Source organism: Roseburia intestinalis L1-82 (assembly GCF_900537995.1).
Classification (GTDB): Bacteria; Bacillota; Clostridia; order Lachnospirales; family Lachnospiraceae; genus Roseburia; species Roseburia intestinalis.
The window spans coordinates 1940661-1962891 of the sequence record NZ_LR027880.1 but is presented as its reverse complement, the minus strand read 5'-3'; the positions used below and the strand labels follow the sequence as shown (position 1 = coordinate 1962891).

Here is a 22231-nt window from a genome sequence, read left to right as displayed (position 1 = left end):
TTATTTCATTACAATATTGACAATTCTTCCCGGAACGTAAATCTCTTTTACAATGTTTCCAGTCAGCTTATCTGCAATTGATTCTTTTGCTTTTGCAATAACATCATCTTTTGCGTCATTTCTGCCGATTGCCAATGTTCCTTTCGTTTTTCCATTGATCTGTACTGCGATCTCAACCGTATTTTCAACTGTTTTTGCCTCGTCAAATTCCGGCCATTTCTGCTGGTATACATAACCTGTTCCGCCAATGATCTGCCAGAGTTCCTCTGTGATATGCGGAGCAACAGGGTTTAACAGAATTAAGAGTGTCTCATACTCGCCCTTAGTCACAGCATTTTTCTTATAGAACTCGTTAATCAAAGCCATCATTGCAGCGATCGCGGTATTGTATTTCAGATTTTCATAATCGCTGCTGACTTTCTTGATGGTCTGATGCATCTTTGTCTCAAGTTCTTTGGAATATCCGGTTTCTTCTGTCATGATGTCCTGTAACTTCCATACACGCTCTAAGAAACGACGGCAGCCCTTGACGCCATCCTCAGACCAGGATGCACTTAAATCAAATGCTCCAATGAACATCTCATAAGTTCTTAAGGTATCTGCACCATACTCTCTTACGATATCATCCGGATTTACGACATTTCCTCTGGATTTTGACATCTTCTCTCCGTTCTCACCAAGGATCATTCCGTGGGAAGTACGTTTCTGGTAAGGCTCCGGACATGGAACTACTTTCTCGTCATAGAGGAATTTATGCCAGAATCTGGAATATAACAGATGGAGTGTTGTATGCTCCATACCGCCGTTGTACCAGTCTACCGGCATCCAGTATTTTAATGCCTCCGGACTTGCAAGTGCCTCATCATTGTGCGGATCGGTATATCTTAAGAAATACCAGGAAGATCCAGCCCACTGCGGCATTGTATCTGTCTCTCTCTTTGCAGGACCTCCACAACAAGGACAGGTCGTATTTACCCAGTCTGTCATGGCAGCAAGCGGTGACTCTCCATTGTCAGTCGGCATGTAGCTCTCTACCTCAGGAAGCATCAGTGGCAGCTCGCTCTCATCAATCGGCACATAGCCGCATTTATCGCAGTGAACGATCGGGATCGGCTCACCCCAGTAACGCTGACGGGAGAATACCCAGTCTCTTAATTTATAGTTAGTCTTTGCTGTACCAATGCCTTTTTCCTCTAAAAATGCAATCATTTTTGCCTTTGCATCTTTTACTTCCAGTCCGTTTAAGAACTCAGAATTGATCAGAACACCGGTTGCAACATCTGTAAATGCCGCTTCGTTGATGTCAACTTCCTCACCATTTTTTGCAACAACCTGTACCATTGGAATATTGAACTTTTTGGCAAATTCCCAGTCCCTCTCATCATGTGCCGGTACTGCCATGATCGCGCCTGTTCCGTAAGACATTAATACATAATCGGAAATCCAGATCGGGATTTCTTTTCCGGTTACCGGATTGACTGCCATAAGACCGTCAATCTCCACACCCGTCTTATCTTTTGCAAGTTCTGAACGTTCAAAATCGGATTTCTTTGCAGCTTCCTCACGGTATGCAGCAATCGCATCCCAGTTCTTTAACTCGTCTTTATATTTATCAATGATCGGATGCTCCGGAGATACAACCATGTAAGTAGCACCAAATAATGTATCACAACGTGTCGTATAAACACGGAGTTTGTCCTCTTTTCCGGCGATCGCAAAATCTACCTCTGCACCCTGTGATTTACCGATCCAGTTTTTCTGGGAAACCTTGACACGCTCGATATAATCTACATCATTTAATCCCTCTAACAGCTTCTCAGCATAATCGGTGATCTTTAACATCCACTCGCTCTTTACCTTGCGGACAACCGGAGCACCACAGCGCTCGCAGACACCGTTTACAACTTCCTCGTTTGCCAGGCCTACTTTACAGGAAGTACACCAGTTGATCGGCATCTCTTTTTTGTAAGCAAGTCCTGCTTTAAACAGTTTTAAGAAAATCCACTGTGTCCATTTGTAATAACTCGGATCTGTAGTGTTGATCTCTCTGTCCCAGTCGAAAGAATAGCCCAAAGAATGAAGCTGCTCTTTGAAACGCTTTACGTTATTCTCGGTTACAATCTTCGGATGGATCTTATTTTTGATCGCATAGTTCTCAGTCGGAAGTCCGAATGCATCCCATCCCATCGGATACAGTACGTTATAGCCCTGCATTCTGCGCTTTCTTGCTACGATATCAAGTGCTGTATAAGGTCTCGGATGACCTACATGAAGTCCCTGTCCTGACGGATATGGGAATTCTACCAGTGCATAATATTTTGGTTTGCTGTAGTCGTCTGTCGCAGCAAAAGCCTTATTGTCATCCCAGACTTTCTGCCATTTTTTCTCAACGACTTTGTGATTGTAAAGTTCTGACATATAATCCTCCTTGTTTTTCGAAGAAAAATGCGACTGCCCTTGCAGGAGCAGAGGATTTCCCTCCTTGTTTTGCGGAGCAAAATCCGAGTCCTTTGACGAGGAGACGATTTTCCTCCTTGTTTTTCGAAGAAAAATCCGAGCCCTATGGCGAGGAGCGGATTTTCCTCCTTGTTTTTGCGAAAAAAAACTCCGTCTCCGAAGATATGCTTTTAAAATTGCACATCCTCTTAGAGACGAAGTCTATCTTACTCCGTGGTACCACTCTAATTCGTATTCTTTTGATTTCATTTCCCATCTGTCAATATTTAAAATCCATCTGCTCATCTGTCAGATCAATTTTAACATGAAAACAAGACAATACGCTCTTATGATCCTTAACGCGGACAACACGCTTTTGCTTACACACTATAAACCTAACTGATAGCTTGGACAAAAGGACTCAAAGGCGAGTTGGGAATTTTTCTTTACTGTCTCGCAGCATCCGGCAGCTCTCTGAAAAATAAAAAATTCTTACTATTCCTTATCAAAGTCTGATGTATTTTATTCACAACATGATTTATTTTATCATATACCATGGTTTTGTCAAGTACCAACCGCCCTGTCAGAAACGTTTCCTCCAGCTGTCATAAAAGTTTTTCTGATACCGGTTCACAAGTTCTTAAGGTAAAAAAAGAACCATCATATGAAATGTACCACATGATGATTCTTTCTTTTATCTTTCCAACAATAAATCTATACTCTAAAGTATAATATCCATTGTCTCATTACTCAGCTAAAAATTAGTTGTTGATCAGTTTGTCCTCTTCGTTGTTCCAGCTGTACAGTTTACGGATCTCTTTACCAACCTGCTCTGATGGATGCTCTGCAGCTTTCTTTCTCATAGCCTTGAAGTGAACCTGACGTCCTGCAGGAGACATATCAAGTAAGAAATCTTTTGCAAATGTACCATCCTGGATATCGGAAAGGATCTGTTTCATCGCTTTCTTTGTATCCTCTGTGATGATCTTCGGTCCTGTGATGTAATCACCATACTCTGCTGTGTTGGAGATAGAATATCTCATTCCCTCGAAACCTGACTGGTAGATTAAGTCTACAATCAGTTTCATCTCATGGATACACTCGAAGTATGCATTTCTTGGGTCATAACCAGCTTCGCATAATGTCTCAAAACCAGCCTGCATTAATGCACAAACACCACCGCAGAGAACTGCCTGCTCACCGAAAAGGTCTGTCTCTGTCTCGGTACGGAATGTTGTCTCAAGAACACCAGCTCTTGCTCCGCCGATACCAAGTGCATATGCTAATGCAAGATCCTGTGCTTTTCCTGTTGCATCCTGCTCAACAGCGATCAGACAAGGTGTTCCTTTTCCAACCTGATACTCAGAACGTACGGTATGTCCCGGAGCTTTTGGAGCGATCATGGTAACATCTACATCCTTTGGAGGTACGATACATCCGAAATGAATATTGAAACCATGTGCGAACATTAACATGTTGCCTGCCTCAAGGTTTGGCTCGATATCTTTTTTGTACATATCTGCCTGTTTCTCATCGTTGATTAAGATCATGATGATGTCGGCTTTCTTTGCTGCCTCTGCTGTTGTATATACTTCAAATCCCTGTTTCTCAGCTTTTGCCCAGGATTTGCTTCCCTCATAAAGACCAATGATAACATGGCATCCTGAATCTTTTAAGTTTAATGCATGTGCATGTCCCTGACTGCCGTAGCCGATGATTGCGATCGTCTTTCCGTCTAACAGTGAAAGGTTACAGTCTTCCTGATAAAATATTTTTGCTGCCATAATTAATTTCCTCCAATTTTGGTTTCTTAATAAAAAATATGTATTTGCATATTCTTATCTGCTTATTTTGTTATAATGATACTCTTTTGCCGTCTTCGTCTAACATAACGACATCGGAAATGCCTCTCGACAATCCGGTCAGTCCGGTTCGCGCAAGTTCTAAAATCTCATATCCGGACAGAAGATCTAAAAATGCATCCAGCTTGTCCTGATGGCCTGTCAATTCGATCACCATCGAATCGTGGGTTACATCCACAACTTTTCCATGAAAGATCTCGGTTACATTTAAGATTGGCTGACGTTCTGTATCTTTCGCACGAATCTTTACTAAGATCAGCTCTCTCGTCACGGATGAACCATTTTCAAGTTTTTTGATGTCTACAACATCTTCCAGCTTCGCAAGCTGTTTTTCAATCTGCTCTAAAATCTGTTCATCGCCGGTCGCGACGATCGTAATCCTTGTATATCTCGGATCTGCGGTCACGCCGGAAGAAAAACTGTCAATGTTGTAACCTCTTCTGCTGAAAAGTCCTGAAATATGACTTGTCACGCCCGGGTTATTCTCCACTAATAGAGATAATACCTGTTTTCTCATTCTGCATCTCCAATAGTTTAATACTTTAATCACACATCACACTAAAGCTATGATATCACATCGAAATATTTTGTCAATAAACAATTTTTCATCTGCCCGAAATCATAGTCGATTTTCAGAAAAATTTTGCGGTAATAATCCATATGACTGCTGCTGCCACAAGCCAGATGCCAATCTGCCGTATCCTTTTTTCTGCATTCAGATCACCTCTCTGGTCTTTTCTCGTGCACGCCCCCGGCACAACTGTCATAAGAAGTCCTGTCAAAAGTAATACCATTCGAATCAGTAACATTTTAAGCTCCTTCGTGTGGGATCAGATCATGATCTCCGTGTTTTCCTTGCTCTTTTCAATGACATGGTTCAGTTTACGGAACGGTATCGCAATAAGAAGTCCAATGACCAGCGAAACGACCAGATAAATTGCAAGTTTTCCAACATAGATCCAGTAGTTCATCTGATAAATTCCACCGATTGTCTCTCTCATGGCATTCATTCCATACGGGAATGGCAGATATTTATAAAGTGACTGGTATACCTGCGGTAATGTCTCAATCGGGAATGTTCCGCCCGCACCGGCAACCTGGATAACCATAACAACGATTGCAAGTGCCTCACCGACATTTCCAAATGCAACGGTAAGCGAGTAAATAAACAGCGTAAATACAAAACTGCTGACTGCTCCGGCAAGCCAGAACAGGAATGGATTATGACACTGTATCCGCACATAAAACAAATCTCCAAGCACCGTGATCAGTGTCTGTGTCTGCCCTATCAGGAAAAACAGGATATAGCGCCCGAAATATGCCTGATATGGTTTTATATCCGTGATGCCCTCTTCCGGTTCTACTTTCACATGAATAATCGCAACCAGAATCAGCGCACCTACCCACAATGCCAGAATCGTATAAAACGGAGCCATGGCAGAGCCATAATTTTCAATCTCATAAATTCCGACAGTGTCAAGATTTACCGGAGAAGAGATGAAACTGCCCAGCTGCTGTGGATCTGTCTCTAATATCTCCATAAACTGTTGATACTGTTCATCCTGTCTCAATGTGGTGAAATCCGCGATGATCTGCGTCAGTTTATTATATAACTCCTGCGCCATTTCTAAAGAATCATATAAATCTGCACTTCCCCTTGAGAGCGTGTCCTCGTATTTTGACAGCACCTTTTCCACATCGCCAAAATCCGCATTGATTCCGTTTAAAATCGATGTCGTTGCGATCATGGAATTCTGCATTGCATTCATCGTGGAATCAAGCTGTGGTTTTACGGTATACTCAAACGTATGCTGCAGCGCATCCAGAGCCGTCTTACAATTTTCAATCTCGGTTGTAATCTGTCCTTTTAAGGTATTGATATCCTCCGCTGTGGCAGTTCCGTTTTCTGCAAGTCCGTTCAGTTCAAGTTCAATCATCTTTAACTGGTCACGCACACCCTGGATCTGCATTCTTGTCTCGTCATCTGCTGGTCCCTCCCAGCTTGAAACCGAGTCATTAAACATTTTTTCCAGATAAGGCACTACGGATATTGTCGCATTCAGTCCGTTTCCTGCCGCATCTTCGTATTTTCCCAGTTTTTCCATGTCATTTTGTATCACCATGGACACATTATTCAGGCTGTTCTCAACCAGATCAAAACTGTATGTAACCATCTGGGTAACCGTATCCGTCGTTGCATTTCCGGCAAGTATCAGACTTTCCATGCTGTTTACCGTGTCCTGACCTGTAGAAACCATGGAATCAAGTCCCGGAAGCATGACCTGGCTTGTTGCGACGATACTCTGTGCAGAATTTAAAATACTTGCAAATGAATTTAAGATGTTGATGTAGCTCTGCAGATCACCGCTTACATCGTTTAACCGCTGCGTAATTGTATCCGCAAGTGAACCTCCGTCAACATCGTTTCCCGCAACTGCATCCCCGACCTGCATCATTGCCTCCGCAAGTGTGCTCACGAAGCTTGCATTCACCTGTTCCTGAACAGACGTTTTGGCTTTTGAGGTAATCTTCGGCGCTATCGCATTTTTCTTTTCATTTTCATAATAAATAATATCCGGGTGTTCGATCTGTCCACCAAGGAAGCTGATCATCTCCTCCGTAAAATCATCCGGAATCACAAGAGCCGCATAATATTCACCGCTGTATACACCATCCACCGCCTCGTCGGATGTCTCAGTAAATACCCATCCCATAACCTTGTTTTCCTGTAACGCTTCAACAACGGATGAACCGATATTGACAGAAATACCCGCCACCGTTACACCTTCATCTTCTGATACCACTGCAACCTTCAGGTTTGAAGTCGAACTTTCACCATACGGATCCCAGTTTGAAAATATATTAAACCATGCATAGAGGCATGGAATCACACAAAGTCCCATGATAACCACAACCGCAACCACGTTCTGGAAAATCCGTTTCACATCGGAGATAAAGATTTTAAATATATTTTTCATTCTGTTTTCTCCTTTGTATCACTCTCTGTTATTTTGGGTATCTCTGCCTCGGAATTAAACTTTTCATCTAATTTCTGAATGGCATTCTTAATATTTTCCTCTACTTCGTCAAGCTGTTTTCCCATAAGAACATCCACAGCTTTATCCTCTTCATCCCGCAGTTCGTTTAGCTTCTCCTGCAGGTTATAATCTACATACTCTACAAGGATCAGATAAGTTGCAAGTGCAAATAATGATACGATCCATAAAATCAGGAAAACCACCTTGTTACTGTCTGTCCAGAATAACAGGATCAAAAATATAGGCGGAATGATCGCAATACATTTGAGTCCGATCTTGATCCGTTTCTGATTCTGCAAATGGATATTCTGTTCATATGCAACGAGTTTTCCATACATTTCCTCGTATCTGCTTTTTTCTTCCATTCTTCTCTCTCCAATTCTGCTATCTATAAAAAAGACTTGCTTTTCACGCTTTGCTTCCGCTACATCATTTTTGTATCTTCCATTCGTTTTTCCACAAAGTGATTCAGTTTCACAAACGGAATACGGATTACAAGTCCGATCAGAAGTCCAACTACCGCAAAGATCATCAGTTCCGCCAGATTCTTCATATAATCGCTTCCATACATACCACCGATCGTCTCACGCATGGCATTGATCGCATATGGGAACGGGAAAAATATATAGATATTCCGGTAAACTGCCGGTAAAAGTTCAATTGGGAACGTTCCGCCGGATCCCGCAATCTGAATTACCATGATCACAACCGCAAGTGCCTTACCCACATCACCGAATGAAAGGGCAAGTGAATAGATCAATAGTGTAAATGTAACGCTGGCAAGCGATGCCACCAGCCAGAACCACCCCGGATATAAAATCTGACAATGCAGGATATAGATATCTCCTAATACAATGATCAGTGCCTGTAACTGTCCCATCACAAAAAACAGCAGATATCTTCCAAAAAAGAGCTGATAGGATTTTACATTTTTCAGATTTTTCGGTTCTGCCTTCACCTTGATCAGCGCGACGAGAATCGTTCCTCCAACCCAGATCGCAAGAATCGTGTAAAACGGAGTCATTGCCGAGCCATAGTTTGGAATCGGATAAACCTCCTCTGTCGTAACCAGCACCGGCTGGGAGAAAAACTCACCATATCCTTCCGGATCGCCCTTCATGAACTCCATAAATGCCTGTACTTTTTCATCATCCTCAACCGAATTTAACCGGTCTAACAGCTTCGTTAATTTTTCACTCACACCATCGATAACCGTCTGAATCTGTTCTAAACTGTCATTTGCTCCTGTAGCGGTCGTCTCAATGCCGGAAAATACAGAACTCATATCTCCTAACGTGTCATCTAGTCTTGTCAGAATATCTGATACATTGTTCAACATCTGACTCATGCTGTCGATCACATTATCTAACTGTGGAACCAGGCTTGTCGTATACATTTCCTGCATATTTGTGATTGCCTGTGAACAGGTGGTGAGAACCTGCGTCATATCCGACAACGATTTGTTGATTGCATCCGCAACCATACTGCCCGATACCTGTGTATTGATTGTATCCGTCTGGGAATCTCCGGAGAATCCCATTGCGATCTGATTAATGCTGCTGATCGCTTTTTCAATATCTGTTGCCCCGCCATTGATCGATTCAATCGTCTCAATGATTTTCTGAATGACGGTACGGTCTGCATCCGACACGCTATCTTCAACGACCACTTTTTTTAAATGTTCCTGCAAACGGTTCAGTTCCCGCTGCAGTTCCACTGCATCCAGTGCTGCCTGATTCAGACTGTCTGCCGTCTGCTGTGCATCCCCGGCAAGATTCGTCGCATTGATACTCCCCTGAATTTTATTCATAGAATCATTGATGCTTGTCATGGTCTGGTTCACATTTTCACTGAATGATTTTAAGGATGTCTTTGTATCATCCAGGCTGCTTCTCGCCGTACCAAAACTCTTTGCACCGTCGGATACCTTGTCACTGAGTCCCGGGATGCTGCCTTTCGCCTCTGCAACCGCCTGGGAAAGTTCCGAATTTCCGGCAATGAACGTATCGATCATTTTACTGTAACCGATCAGATTTTCATTCAGATTTTCCAGTTTATTCTGAAAATAAGCAAACTTATCGTTCTCTTCCATCTGTTCGGAAATATGATTTGTCTGCTCAAATATATTGCTTGCAAGTACTTCTATGAACTGCTCATTGATGCTCTGTTTTAAGGTGGACACCGCAGAATCCGTAATCTTTGTCGCCACGGCATTCTTTTTTTCATTTTCATAATAAGAGATGGTCGGTCCCTTAAAATCTTCACGAAATACATTATACATACTGTATGTAAAGTCAGAGCTGATGATGACCGCTGCATAATATTCGCCGCTGTATACACCCTCTAAAGCCGCATCTTTTGTATCTGTAAACACCCATCCGATCTTATCATTTTCCTTCAAACTCTCAATGACCGAATCGCCCATATTAACAGTAGTTCCGTCATCCATCTGGTAACCTGTATCCTCTGTGGCTACTGCAATCTTGATATTTTTGGTATTTGCGTACGGATCCCAGTTTGAGTATATATTAAACCACGCATACAACGAAGGTATGATACAAAGACCGATCGCGATCACCAGCGCAAAAGGATTCCGCACCAGTCTCTTCATATCTCCGCTAAAAATACGCCATATATTTTTCATGCCTCACAAGCTCCTTAACTCATCCATATTCTTTCATAGAGCAAAAGTCCCTATTATCGGGGAGATTATACCATCCGAAATATTGATTGTCAAATTTACCCATCTGTCCTTTTTCACTCTGTATCCCCAAATATTTCGCCATCCATCTCAAAAATATACTGCATGTGAACTTCCGTTCCATCCTCAAATAAAAGTCTGCGCAGATAAGTATCTATTTTCCGTATCCTGCCACGATGCGTAACATAAGCCCCACCGGCTTTCTTTTCATCCGGCACAAAATAAGTAACCATAATCTCCGGCTTTTCCGAAAAATATTCCTGTAAAACATGCATTTTTTCATCAAGCTGTTCTTTTTTGTCCTCATCGAGTTCTAAGAATGCTTCTGTTCGTCTTGCCGTCTCACGGATAGAGTCCTCATGCCCTGTAAGTGCTGCGAAAGGCGAAAACTGTGCAGCCCTGTCTGATAACGCCATCTGCGGATGTTTTGTTGAGACATGATGTGGCAGATGGATGATATCATCATATTTATGTGTTTCTTTTTCCTGAAATATATTTTTCCCTTTCATGCTTTATGCCCTCCGATCTGCCGGTTACGCTCCACACTGGTAGCCCCCTCCTGCAGATTCATCCCCTTTAGCATGGCATTTTTCCCATATTTCTTTTTCACACTGAGGACTGCCTCCTGCAGTTTTCTCTCTTTTTCCTTCTTTACCTTTTCCGCCTGCTTTTTCTGTTCTAATGCCGCATAATCTGTAAACAGATCAAGCTGTTCAAACGTATCTTCCTGTTTTGCCGATGATTCATCCGATAACCTGCAGGCTACCACATAGATCCGGCGGATCAGAAGATTCGGATCTACAATACGGTCATACAACTCCATCACTGCATCCATGATCTGTTTCGTGGAGGATGTCTGGTTTTTCAGATTGATCGTTCCGTGTGCGTGTTTTGGCACCCTTCTTCCATAGCGGTCAATGGTCACTTCCCCGTGATACGCATTTCTCCGTTTTGGATCCGTCAGGTTATCAATATCATAGCCGATCGTAAGCACCATCTGATCTGTGACTAAGTGCTTTTCCACCAGATCCAGCACAAGCAGATCTGTCATTTCCCGGACGATCAGTTTTCCTTTTTCAAACTCATAAGGACACTGCAGCACCTGCCCGGAACTGATGCTGTTTGTCTCCGGCTTGTACGCTTTGATCAGGTCAATCGTGGTCGGTTCATATCCCCACGCGTGGTCAATCAAAAGTTCTGCATTAATACCAAACATTTTATAAAGAAAATCTTCATTATAAAAATCCTGTTCACCGCCTAAGGAACAGCGTGCAATATCCCCCATCGTATACAGTCCTGCCGCCTCTAGTTTTTTCCGATAACCACCACCGACTCTCCAGAAATCCGTCAGTGGTCTGTGATCCCACAGCAGTCTGCGATAACTCATTTCGTCAAGTTCTGCGATCCGCACGCCGTTTGCATCCGGCGTTACATGTTTGGCAACGATATCCATTGCAACCTTACACAGGTACAGATTCGTGCCGATGCCGGCGGTTGCTGTAACCCCTGTTTCTTTTAAAACATCCCGGATCATTTTCTCTGCCAGTTCTCTCGCACTCATCTGATATGTTTTCAGATAATGTATTACATCCATAAATACTTCATCCACCGAATACACATGCATATCTTCCGGTGCCACATATTTTAAATAGATGTCATAGATTTGGTTACTTTTCTCCATATAAAGAGCCATACGCGGCGGCGCTGCAATATAGGTCAGTTCCAGTGTCGGATCTTTTTTCAGTTCTTCCGCATTTGCTGATTTTCCGGTAAACACACCTCCGGCGATCCTGCTTCTCCGTTCTTTATTAATCTGCTTTACTTTCTGCACGACCTCAAATAACCTCGCACGCCCCGGAATTCCATATGCTTTCAGTGACGGTGATACTGCAAGACAGATTGTTTTCTCTGTTCTGCTCTCATCTGCGACGACAAGATTTGTCGTCAGCGGATCGCATTCCCGTTCGACACATTCTACTGATGCATAAAAAGATTTGAGATCGATTGCAATATAGATATGGGATGAATCACTCATGACCGGATGATGCCTCGCTTTCTGTTTTTCTGGTATAGATATTATTATAGCAGAAAATATGTTCGATTATCACCCTGTTTTTGAAAAATAAAAATATTTTCTTCCTGTATTCCCTTTTCAAAATACTCTTCTGCTAATATATTTGTTTTCCATACTTTGCAATATCCTCCAAAAGGTACTGATTTCGAATTTCAAATAAATTTATACAAAAAAAGAAACGGGATTCTTGCAAATACAAAAATCCCGTTTCTTTCTATGCTTTAAATTTATCTTAGAACTTACCAGCCTTATGAGCTTCCTCAACGGAAACTGCAACAGCAACTGTAGCACCAACCATAGGGTTGTTACCCATTCCGATCAGACCCATCATCTCAACGTGAGCCGGTACGGAAGAAGAACCTGCGAACTGTGCATCAGAGTGCATACGTCCCATGGTATCTGTCATACCGTAGGAAGCAGGACCTGCTGCCATGTTGTCCGGGTGAAGTGTACGTCCTGTACCACCGCCGGAAGCAACTGAGAAATATTTCTTACCCTGCTCGATACATTCTTTTTTGTATGTACCTGCAACCGGATGCTGGAAACGTGTTGGGTTTGTAGAGTTACCAGTGATGGAAACACCTACGTTCTCATGATGCATGATTGCAACACCTTCCTGAACGTCATCTGCACCGTAGCATTTTACAGTTGCGCGAAGTCCGTTGGAATATGCTTTCTCATATACAACATTTAATTTTGCAGCTTTGTAATCATACTGTGTCTCAACAAATGTGAATCCGTTGATACGGGAGATAATCTGTGCAGCATCTTTTCCAAGTCCGTTTAAGATAACACGTAATGGTTTCTGACGTACTTTGTTTGCTTTCTCAGCGATACCGATTGCACCCTCAGCTGCTGCGAATGACTCATGTCCTGCTAAGAAGCAGAAGCACTCTGTCTCTTCCTCTAATAACATTTTACCAAGGTTACCATGTCCTAAACCTACTTTTCTGTGGTCTGCAACAGAACCCGGAATACAGAATGCCTGAAGTCCCTCACCGATTGCTGCAGCAGCATCAGCAGCTCTTGTACATCCTTTTTTGATTGCGATTGCAGCACCTACAGTGTAAGCCCAGCAAGCGTTCTCGAAACAGATTGGCTGGATTTTCTTTACCTGATCGTAAACATCAAGTCCAGCATCTTTTGTAATTTTTTCAGCTTCTTCGATAGAGCTGATACCATAGCTGTTTAACACAGCGTTGATCTGGTCAATTCTTCTTTCATATCCTTCAAATAATGCCATTTTCGTCCGTCTCCTTTCCTACTCTTCTCTCGGGTCGATGATTTTAACAGCATCTGCCACACGGCCGTACTGTCCTTTTGCTTTTTCCCATGCAGTGTTAGGATCATCGCCTTTTTTGATGAAGTCAGTCATTTTTCCAAGAGAAACGAACTGATATCCGATAACTTCGTTATTCTCGTCAAGAGCAATACCGGTTACATAACCTTCTGCCATCTCCAAGTAACGAACACCTTTCTCTTTGGTAGCGTACATTGTACCAACCTGGGAACGAAGTCCTTTACCTAAATCCTCAAGACCAGCACCGATTGCAAGACCGTCATCAGAGAATGCACTCTGTGTACGACCGTAAACGATCTGTAAGAATAACTCTCTCATTGCTGTATTGATTGCATCACAAACAAGGTCTGTGTTTAATGCTTCAAGAATAGTTTTGCCCTGTAATACCTCTGCTGCCATAGCTGCGGAATGTGTCATACCAGAGCATCCGATTGTCTCAACTAAAGCTTCTTCGATTACACCATTTTTTACATTTAATGAAAGCTTGCAGGCACCCTGCTGAGGAGCACACCAGCCAACACCGTGTGTAAAACCTGAAATATCTTCAATTTTTTTAGAATGAACCCATTTGCCTTCTTCCGGAATTGGAGCTGGTTCATGTTTTGCGCCCTTTGCTACAGGACACATGTTTTCGACTTCCTTAGTGTAAATCATTTTAAGACTCCTTTCACTTAATAGAACTGTATGTATCAGACTTTGTTATACATTTAACATACCTTACCTATTTTCGCACATTTTGTTGAAATCTACAAGTCCTAATCGAAAAAAATTATCTTTATTCCGTGTATTTGTTTTTATACACTAATCAAAATAATTCAATTCTGAAAAAACTTCCGACCCCAGTCTGCCGGCGTTGCTGATATTTTCCCCATCCACATGAATATATCCTTTTGTTCCGTCTTTGGCACGAACATAGATCCATTCCTTTGCATCGGAACTGATAAAGAATACATCCTGACCGGATGAAACCGTCACCTGGTCTGATGTCTGATCCATAGCCTCCCACAGTGGGAGATCCACATATAATCTGTGCGGTGTGAAATACTGATACCTGTGCATTCCGGTATCCATATACTCTAATTTCCCCGCATCACTGTCATACCACCAGTAGCCATTTAAGTATGCTGTCTCAAGAATATCTGTACGAATTGTTCCATAGATTCCGCTTTGTCCGGTAAAGCCGTTGATACCGCCATTTTTTTCTTTAAAAGGAAAACCAGTAACTTCTCCGGCAAATTCGAGTGTGTTTCCATCATACCGGTAAAAATATGTCACATAATCACCACTCGGCCCATCATCTAAGACAGCAATCTCTAACGAATCATCATAAGCATTAATATCAGTGACATAAAAGCAATCTGTTTCCGGTGTCACCATCGCCGCATATTCGCACAGTTCATATGAAGTTCCATTCACGGTAAGGATACAGGAATACCCTGCATAATCGCCACTCTCTTTCACATCATAACGTATTTCTTCTTCCCTGCCGTCTCCATCAATATCTTCCATAACTTTCTGTCCTGTTTTATACTCTTTCGGATATGGATGTTCGTCTGCATATGTTTTTTCTGCTTCCTGTATCACTTTCAGATTATCTTTCTCTGTCTGGCTTAACACAGACTCGTCAAATGCATCTGTCTCCGCCGTTTTTTCATACCAGGAACATGCATTAAAATAACTCTGCAGATATTCATTGGTAAAACCCCGTCCATGTCTTGCATAGATTTCATTGCGTGCTAACCATAAATCATTGTCCGACATATTGATAAGACTGTCTGCCGAAATTGTCTGTGTCATACTGACCGGAATGATATACTGGTCAGCATCTTTGTGCAGGTTCTGTGTATCAATGACCGCATTCTGTACTACCGTATCTGACTGCTGCATCATCCCTTGATATTCATTTAAAGTATCCTCATTTTCCACATCGCAGCTCACATCCGTAGGCCTCACAACCTCATATAACACTCCATCATCGGTATATCCTAAAATACTTACACCGGCAGCATCCGGATACCATTCCGTGTCCTTCGAAATGCCAAAAAGGTATCCCATCCCTTTTTCTTTCTCATAGGAAGCCTTCTGAAAAACCGTAAATCCATTTTCATCTTCCGCAACAACATACTTGTCTTTCCAGCTTTTTGGAAACTGTAATGTAACATCCTCCCAGGTATAACTTTCCCCATTTTCCTGTAATTCTGCGTTTTCATTTTCTGTCACAGATTTCTTTTCTCCGGATGCATTTCCATCCTTTTCTGTCGTTTTTTCCGTCTCCTGGCTTTCTATCGTTTTCTGCTCATCTCCGTTTATTTCCTTTTCTGTCAGATCTGTCTTCCCACACCCTGCTGTAAAAAGCAAAAGTGCGGCTGTAAACAACCACACTTTATTTTTCATATAATTATGCACTCCTTTCTGTCAGTGCAAAAACTTTTTTATATCATCTGCCGTACTGTGAATTTTCTCTACCGCATTCTGAACCTGTTTTGCAACATCAAGGTTTTCTTCACTGAGTGTATGTACCTGTTCTGCACTCGCCGTAACTTCCTCAGTCGCTGCCGAAAGCTGCGAGCAGTTTACCACAATCTTATTGTTGGAATCTGAAAGTCCGCTTACCTTTTTATTGACCTCTTCAATATGGGCAACCAGCTCACCTATATTTTTATTAAGCAGATTAAATGTTTCTGACGCAGCAAGAATCTTTTCTTTCTGATCTTCCGTTGCCTGTACAGAACCTTCTACTGATACAACCACATCATTTGCATTTGCATTCAGTTCGTTTGTAATTCTCGTGATCTCTTCCGTCGAATTTTTTGTCTGTTCCGCAAGCTGTCTGATCTGCTCTGCTACAACCGCAAAACCTCTTCCGGCTTCTCCGGCACGTGCACTCTCAATAGATGCATTTAACGCCAGCAGGTTTGTCTGGCTTGAAATATTTAAGATCATACCTGCAATCTCTTCTACTTCTTTTGTCTTATCCTGAAGTTTGGTCATTGCCTCAGTAACATCATGATTTGTATTTGTGATCTGCTCTGCCTGATCTTTCAACTCATCCATCACACGCATATTTTCCTGAATGCTGTCATTTGAATTCATTGCGATATCCACCATCTGTTTTGATCGCTCACTTGTTTCCTCGATCGCATCCTGGATCGTTGCAGTCATGGTATTCTGTTCTTCGATGCTGTTTGCATTCATTCCGGAAGCCGTTGTAATCTCCTGCATACTGCCAGTTACAGAATTGGTCGTCTCGACCAGTTTTCCGATCAGGCTGCTGCTCTTAACTGATTCTTCCTGAACAGTTTTGGAAATCTCAAGCACTCCCTGTAAAATTTCATTCTGCTTTTTGTGTTCCTCATCTATGGATCCAAGTGCATCTGCGTTAAACAATAATGTGATCTTTCCAATTCTTGAAACCATAAATAAAACGCCAAGCACGCCGACCACAGAACATATTGTATCCACGTTCAATACAGTAATACCCTTTATTCCCTGAACAATCGTAACGATCACGTAGAGAATACTCACTCCCACACAGGTTCTTTTTAATCCACCTTCATCATAGTACGGAATCTGTAACGCAACTAAAACGATCAGTACATACGTAATAAAATGTGCATCTGTCTGTACTCCGACTAACAGATACTCTAATCCCATCTCAAGCGTAGCAATCACTTTTAATTTTGCTGTTGCATGATCTTTATGATAAATAATCGTGTCCAAAACTGATGCGCCTATTATTAATACAGTATTCCCATATACTGTTGCATTTACCAGATTCTGATTTGCCATGCGGAGCCACAGATACAGTAAAAACAATATTCCAAGAAATATGGTTGCACCTATATAGAACCGGTTCATCTTTTTGATCCGTTCCGCTTTATCATTATAAATATATTTCTTTTCTTCTTCCATATATTTTATCTCCCTGTACTTAAAATATAATCAATATTTTCTGCCATAACTTATCCGACCTGTCCGGATCTTAAGTTTAAGAATATCATGCTTCTTTTTTCTGTACAACCTCGCCCGGTTTCTTAAAAATTGAGTTTGCCGGGATCACTCCCCTGACACTTGAAAGCGGATATACATTTGTATGTCTGCCGATCACCGTTCCAGGATTTAATACAGAGTTACATCCAACTTCCACATAATCCCCAAGCATGGCACCGAATTTTTTCAATCCAGTCTCGATCTTCTCATCACCGTCTTTTACCACAACCAGTGTCTTGTCGGATTTCACATTTGACGTGATCGAACCTGCACCCATATGCGATTTATAGCCAAGAATGGAATCGCCAACATAATTATAATGCGGCACCTGAACGGAATTGAAAATAATATCATTTTTCAGTTCTGTGGAATTGCCGACAACAGAACCCTTTCCTACGATCGCACTGCCGCGGACAAATGCGCAGTGACGGATTTCTGCATCCTCATCAATGATCAGCGGACCGTTTAAACATGCTGTCGGTGCCACTTTTGCACTCTTTGCAACCCAGATATCCTCGCCTCTTTTTTCAAACTTTTCCGGATCTAATGTTGGTCCAAGTTTTTTTATGAACTCACTGATCCCTTTTAAAGCCTCCCATGGATATGTAAACTGTTCTAAATATTCTTTTGCGATTGTTTCATCTAAATCATATAAATTGCTGATTTTTGCGTTTTCCATCTTTTCCTCCATCCCAGAATGTCTCTCTCACATGGATATGAATCCAGTGTGATCCTGGCATTTCTGTTTGCATACTGGTTCTATTGTAAAACGTTTTCACAGATCTGTCAAAATAATATTCGAACACTGCAAAAAAATTTCCGGACAGACAAGAATTTCTGTCTGCCGGAGATTTCTTATGGCATAAATTCATCTAAAAAATTACTTCCAGCGATCCATTCTGCTTCTTCCTGTTCCTGAAATGCTGCAGCCTCATCCGCCATAGTGGCATAGAAATCATCCGCACCATCCGGTGTCTGTTCTGCCTGCTGTGGCTGCTGTTTTTCAGTCTCATTTTCCTGCACAGCCATCTGCACTTCTGATTGTTTCTCTGACTCCTGTTTTTGTAGAGACAGGCTTCCCGGATTGTCAAAATCAAAACTGATCCGCTCATCCTCATATTTTAGGCAGGAATCAAACACATTCCCTGCTTTCGAGTTAAATCCAGTCACTTTTTCCTTTGTCTTTCCGGTTTCCAACAGTTCTTTTATGATTGCTTCCGAAAGCGGCACTTTCGCAACCGTATGCCCTACCTTAAAACCGCAGTCACACTCATAGTACCATTGGCTTTTCTTTAAGAGTTCCCCACACCTCGGACATTTTACTGTTGTCTCGACAGGTTTTGGTTTCTCCGGAAAATCAAAGGTGATCTGCCCCTCTTTGGTCAGTTTTAACGGAGCATCAAATTTCATTCCGGTCTTTGCGATAAATCCTTCGATCACACCGGTCTTTCCATTGGTTAAAAGTTCTTTGACCTGTGCTTCTTTTAATTTTACTCCTGCGATCTGTCCAACCGAAAAACGACAGCTTTCCGGATCATCTTTTTTATAATTTGCGCAGCCATAGCCGAACGGCGTTTTCACCATATCACCGCCGCAGACCGGGCATTTCACATCTTTTAATTTGGGGGCTTCCACATCCGAGAAATCGTATTTTAGTCCGATTACCTTGCCGGATTCGTCTTTTTTTAAAGCAATCCTTGCATCAAACTTCTTTCCTGTCTTTGACTTAAATCCGCGGATCGTCGCCGTCCGCCCCTCTGTCAGAAGCTGTTTTACCTGTGCCTCATTTAACGTTTTTTCTCCCATCTTTCCAATGGAAAAACGGCAGCTTTCCGGATCATCTTTTTTATAATTTGCACAGCCATACCCGAACGGTGTCTGCACAATGTCACCGCCGCAGAGCGGACAGGAAACATCTTTTATCTTTTTTGCCTCCGCATGATCAAAGTCAAACTTTAAATATTTCCGACCGGTTTCATCGGTTTCTAATGCCACGCAGGCATCAAATTTTTTGCCCGTCTTTGACTTAAAACCGCGGATCGTCTCCGTTCTGCCGTCGGTTAAAAGTGATTTCACCTGTGACTCTGTCAGATCACGTCCGGCAAGTGTACCGATGGCAAAGCGGCAGCTCTGCGGATTTTGCTGGTCGTAATTCATACAGCCATAACCAAATGATGTTTTCTGGATCTGTCCGCCGCACATCGGGCAGACTACATCTTCTAATATCTCTGCCTCATTCTTTGAAAAATCAAATTCGACTGTTTTTCTGCCATCCTCTCCTGTTTTCAAAAGCAATGCCGCCGAAAACTTCTTTTTATTTTTTGCGGTAAACCCTTTTAAGACCTCCGTCTCTCCTTTTTGCAGCAGATCAGTCAGGTCATCCACACTAAGGGATTTTCCCGCGATTTTTCCAATGTAGAAATAACAGCTTTCCGGATCTTCACGGTGTTTCACACAACTGTAACCAAAAGAAGTGATTTCCATATCAGAACCGCAGACCGGACATTTCACCCCTTCTAATATTTCAGGTTCATTTTTGGAAAAGTCAAAATTGACTGATGCTTTTCCATTCTCATCTTTTTCAAGTACCAGTGCAGCAGAAAAGCGTTTTCTGGACTTTGAGATAAAACCGGAGAGCACTTCCGTATGTCCTTTCGTCAGAAGTTCGACCACTTCCTCTTCCGCTAAATCTCTGCCCGCAATGGTTCCGATGGAAAATTTACAGCCGCTTCCGTCCTTTTTATAATTGCTGCATCCATAGCCGAACGGTGTCGTCTCCATCTCCCCGCCACAGACCGGGCAGACTGCCTCTATTTTTTTCTTTGCGGCAAGCCCTCTTCCGCCTTTTCCGACAAACGGATGAATCCTCGCCGCAAGATTGCCGGTCAGGTCATGTTCGATCATGGAAACCGTTTCTTTGCGGATAAAATCTTCCAGTTTACTGCGATAATCTTCCATGATGACTGTTCCACGCGTGATACCGTCGAGTCCCTTTTCCCAGGAAGCCGTCATCTTCGGATTTAAGAGTGCCGGCACGGTCATGCTCACCACCTCAAACACCATCTCTCCGATCGCTTCCGGGCTTAGCACCTGCGTCTTTTGGTTCAGATTCAGATACCCGATACGCACCAGTTTGCGGATGATCTCAGCTCTCGTCGCAGAAGTTCCGATTCCGGAGCCTTTGATCTGTTCCCTTAATTCTTCCTCCTCAATAAGCTGTCCGGCATTTTCCATCGCAAGCACCATCGAACCGGAGGTATAGCGTTTCGGCGGTGCGGTCTTTCCCTCTTTGATCTCATAACCGTCCACCTTCAGGGGATCACCGGTCTTTAACTGCCCTGCCAGTTTTAAGAGTCCCGCACTTTCTTCTTCCTTATTTTCATCATTTCCCGGTCTTCCCATGATTTCAAGAAATCCCGGATTTTTTAACACCTTTGCAGATGCAAAAAGCTGTTCTGCCCCCACCTGTACCACCAGTTTGATCGTTTCATACTCAGCCGCCGGATAAAAGATACTTAAGAAGCGGCGCACGACCAGGTCATACACTCTTCTCTGTAAATCGCTTAACGAACCAAGTTCTGTGAGCTGTCCGGTCGGAATAATCGCATAGTGATCGGTGATCTTTGAATCGTCAGTATACTGTGTACGTGCAATATTCCGGTAAGTACCCTCTTTTAAAATACGCTCCGTATAAGTTTTCGTCGGCTCATAGGTTTTTAAACGATTTAAGTTCTTCCCGATCTCCTTTGCAACTGCCGTCGAGAGCACTCTCGCATCCGTTCTCGGATAAGTCGTCAGTTTTTTCTCATATAAGTCCTGTGCCACCTGTAACGTCTCATCCGGGCTGATCTTATATCGTTTCGAACACTCTGCCTGTAACTCTGCAAGGTTAAATAATAACGGTGCTTTCTTTCTGGATGTGCCGCGCTCTAAGGATTTTACGACCGCCTGTTTTCCGTCAAGTTCACCGATCAGATTTTCCGCGCTTTCGCGCTTTTTAAAACCATTTTCCTTATACAAAAGGGGCGATTCAAAATATTTAGAACCATTTACCGCCTTCCACTCTGCGGTTACTGTCTCCTCCGTTTCCGCGCCTTCCGGCAGGAATCCTCCCACCACACGGTAAAACGGCGTCTCCGCAAAGTTGCGGATCTCCCGCTCACGGATCACGACCATTCCAAGTACACAGGTCATGACTCGTCCCACCGCGATCGCCGTATAACTTTTAGTCGCCGCAGCATCATTCAATAGTTTCCCGTACTTTACCGACATCGCCCTGGAGAAATTGATTCCCATTGCATAATCTTCAATTGTGCGCATAATACCGGATTTTGCCAGATTATCATACTCTGCCATTGGCTTTGCCTCACGGATTCCGCGCAGAATCTCCTCTTCCGTCTGCGAGTCAATCCAGACACGGAGTTCTTTCATCCCCGGTCTGACCCCGCCAAAGCGTCTGATATTTTCCTCAATCGTCTGTCCTTCTTTTCCGGCATCGCCTGCCCAGTAGACAGTTTCTATGTCCTCTCTGAAAAGCATCCGATGCACCGTATCATACTGTTTGCTGACATCTGGTATTACATTGTATTTATATTCTTCCGGCAGAAACGGTAAATCTTCCAACCTCCATCTTTTGTATTTTTCATCGTATTCTTCCGGATAGACCATCTCCACCAAATGGCCGACACACCATGTAATGACATATTTGTCATTTTCAATATATCCGTCATTTCGTCCGCTCACGCCGAGAATCCTTGCAAATTCCTGCGCTACACTTGGTTTCTCCGTTATTATCAAAGACTTTGCCACTAAAGTATTTCTCCGTTTCTG

General features: G+C 42.8%; 15 protein-coding genes and 1 other annotated feature. All 15 genes read right to left on the bottom strand.

What is annotated here, in order from left to right; genetic code table 11:
* The 15 genes from leuS to RIL182_RS09080 all read right to left on the bottom strand — a co-directional run bounded on the left by leuS (position 1) and on the right by RIL182_RS09080 (position 22210).
* A complete protein-coding gene (gene leuS, locus RIL182_RS09150) occupies positions 1–2418 on the bottom strand; it encodes a leucine--tRNA ligase (RefSeq protein ID WP_006858755.1) in 2418 nt (805 codons plus the stop codon).
* 226 nt (positions 2419–2644) lie between these two features.
* Positions 2645–2954: a binding site (T-box leader), on the bottom strand.
* Between the two features lie 243 nt (positions 2955–3197).
* Positions 3198–4220 carry a ketol-acid reductoisomerase gene (ilvC, locus tag RIL182_RS09145; RefSeq protein ID WP_006858754.1) on the bottom strand — a complete coding sequence of 341 codons (1023 nt, stop codon included), beginning with the start codon at positions 4218–4220 and terminating at the stop codon, positions 3198–3200.
* Between the two features lie 70 nt (positions 4221–4290).
* On the bottom strand, positions 4291–4815 hold the full coding sequence (gene ilvN, locus RIL182_RS09140; RefSeq protein WP_006858753.1) for an acetolactate synthase small subunit: 525 nt from the start codon (positions 4813–4815) through the stop codon (positions 4291–4293).
* Between the two features lie 115 nt (positions 4816–4930).
* Positions 4931–5107, bottom strand: a complete 177-nt coding sequence (locus tag RIL182_RS09135; RefSeq protein WP_006858752.1) for a hypothetical protein — start codon at positions 5105–5107, stop codon at positions 4931–4933.
* Positions 5108–5128: 21 nt separating this feature from the next.
* Entirely contained in the window at positions 5129–7276 is a 2148-nt protein-coding gene (locus tag RIL182_RS09130) for a YhgE/Pip domain-containing protein (protein WP_134523256.1), read from the bottom strand.
* On the bottom strand, positions 7273–7701 hold the full coding sequence (locus tag RIL182_RS09125; RefSeq protein ID WP_006858749.1) for a hypothetical protein: 429 nt from the start codon (positions 7699–7701) through the stop codon (positions 7273–7275). Before RIL182_RS09125 ends, RIL182_RS09130 begins: the two co-directional genes overlap by 4 nt.
* A 59-nt stretch (positions 7702–7760) precedes the next feature.
* Positions 7761–9980, bottom strand: a complete 2220-nt coding sequence (locus tag RIL182_RS09120) for a YhgE/Pip domain-containing protein (RefSeq protein WP_134523254.1) — start codon at positions 9978–9980, stop codon at positions 7761–7763.
* Between the two features lie 113 nt (positions 9981–10093).
* The gene (locus RIL182_RS09115) at positions 10094–10546 is read right to left on the bottom strand and encodes a hypothetical protein (RefSeq protein ID WP_006858747.1); all 453 of its coding nucleotides are present in this window, start codon (positions 10544–10546) and stop codon (positions 10094–10096) included.
* Positions 10543–12072: a Y-family DNA polymerase gene (locus tag RIL182_RS09110; RefSeq protein ID WP_006858746.1), complete on the bottom strand. Its 1530-nt coding sequence runs from the start codon at positions 12070–12072 to the stop codon at positions 10543–10545. Before RIL182_RS09110 ends, RIL182_RS09115 begins: the two co-directional genes overlap by 4 nt.
* A 271-nt stretch (positions 12073–12343) precedes the next feature.
* A complete protein-coding gene (locus tag RIL182_RS09105; RefSeq protein WP_006858744.1) occupies positions 12344–13354 on the bottom strand; it encodes a GGGtGRT protein in 1011 nt (336 codons plus the stop codon).
* An 18-nt stretch (positions 13355–13372) separates the two neighbouring features.
* A complete protein-coding gene (locus RIL182_RS09100; RefSeq protein ID WP_006858743.1) occupies positions 13373–14065 on the bottom strand; it encodes an iron-sulfur cluster assembly scaffold protein in 693 nt (230 codons plus the stop codon).
* Positions 14066–14212: 147 nt separating this feature from the next.
* Positions 14213–15805 carry a YARHG domain-containing protein gene (locus tag RIL182_RS09095; protein WP_006858742.1) on the bottom strand — a complete coding sequence of 531 codons (1593 nt, stop codon included), beginning with the start codon at positions 15803–15805 and terminating at the stop codon, positions 14213–14215.
* A gap of 21 nt (positions 15806–15826) precedes the next feature.
* Positions 15827–17323 (bottom strand): methyl-accepting chemotaxis protein, encoded by a 1497-nt coding sequence (locus RIL182_RS09090; RefSeq protein WP_134523252.1) that lies wholly within the window; start codon positions 17321–17323, stop codon positions 15827–15829.
* An 85-nt stretch (positions 17324–17408) separates the two neighbouring features.
* Positions 17409–18080 (bottom strand): LbetaH domain-containing protein, encoded by a 672-nt coding sequence (locus tag RIL182_RS09085; RefSeq protein ID WP_044999478.1) that lies wholly within the window; start codon positions 18078–18080, stop codon positions 17409–17411.
* A gap of 176 nt (positions 18081–18256) precedes the next feature.
* Positions 18257–22210 carry a DNA topoisomerase III gene (locus tag RIL182_RS09080; RefSeq protein WP_006858739.1) on the bottom strand — a complete coding sequence of 1318 codons (3954 nt, stop codon included), beginning with the start codon at positions 22208–22210 and terminating at the stop codon, positions 18257–18259.
* Positions 22211–22231 lie beyond the last annotated feature (21 nt).

Excerpts from the sequence above, each read along its gene's own strand:
- RIL182_RS09120 (WP_134523254.1), bottom strand. The coding sequence starts at position 9,980 with ATGAAAAATATATGGCGTATTTTTAGCGGAGATATGAAGAGACTGGTG.
- leuS (WP_006858755.1), bottom strand. The coding sequence starts at position 2,418 with ATGTCAGAACTTTACAATCACAAAGTCGTTGAGAAAAAATGGCAGAAA.
- ilvC (WP_006858754.1), bottom strand. The coding sequence starts at position 4,220 with ATGGCAGCAAAAATATTTTATCAGGAAGACTGTAACCTTTCACTGTTA.
- RIL182_RS09090 (WP_134523252.1), bottom strand. The coding sequence starts at position 17,323 with ATGGAAGAAGAAAAGAAATATATTTATAATGATAAAGCGGAACGGATC.
- RIL182_RS09110 (WP_006858746.1), bottom strand. The coding sequence starts at position 12,072 with ATGAGTGATTCATCCCATATCTATATTGCAATCGATCTCAAATCTTTT.
- RIL182_RS09135 (WP_006858752.1), bottom strand. The coding sequence starts at position 5,107 with ATGTTACTGATTCGAATGGTATTACTTTTGACAGGACTTCTTATGACA.
- RIL182_RS09085 (WP_044999478.1), bottom strand. The coding sequence starts at position 18,080 with ATGGAAAACGCAAAAATCAGCAATTTATATGATTTAGATGAAACAATC.
- RIL182_RS09095 (WP_006858742.1), bottom strand. The coding sequence starts at position 15,805 with ATGAAAAATAAAGTGTGGTTGTTTACAGCCGCACTTTTGCTTTTTACA.
- RIL182_RS09125 (WP_006858749.1), bottom strand. The coding sequence starts at position 7,701 with ATGGAAGAAAAAAGCAGATACGAGGAAATGTATGGAAAACTCGTTGCA.
- RIL182_RS09115 (WP_006858747.1), bottom strand. The coding sequence starts at position 10,546 with ATGAAAGGGAAAAATATATTTCAGGAAAAAGAAACACATAAATATGAT.
- ilvN (WP_006858753.1), bottom strand. The coding sequence starts at position 4,815 with ATGAGAAAACAGGTATTATCTCTATTAGTGGAGAATAACCCGGGCGTG.
- RIL182_RS09105 (WP_006858744.1), bottom strand. The coding sequence starts at position 13,354 with ATGGCATTATTTGAAGGATATGAAAGAAGAATTGACCAGATCAACGCT.
- RIL182_RS09130 (WP_134523256.1), bottom strand. The coding sequence starts at position 7,276 with ATGAAAAATATATTTAAAATCTTTATCTCCGATGTGAAACGGATTTTC.
- RIL182_RS09100 (WP_006858743.1), bottom strand. The coding sequence starts at position 14,065 with ATGATTTACACTAAGGAAGTCGAAAACATGTGTCCTGTAGCAAAGGGC.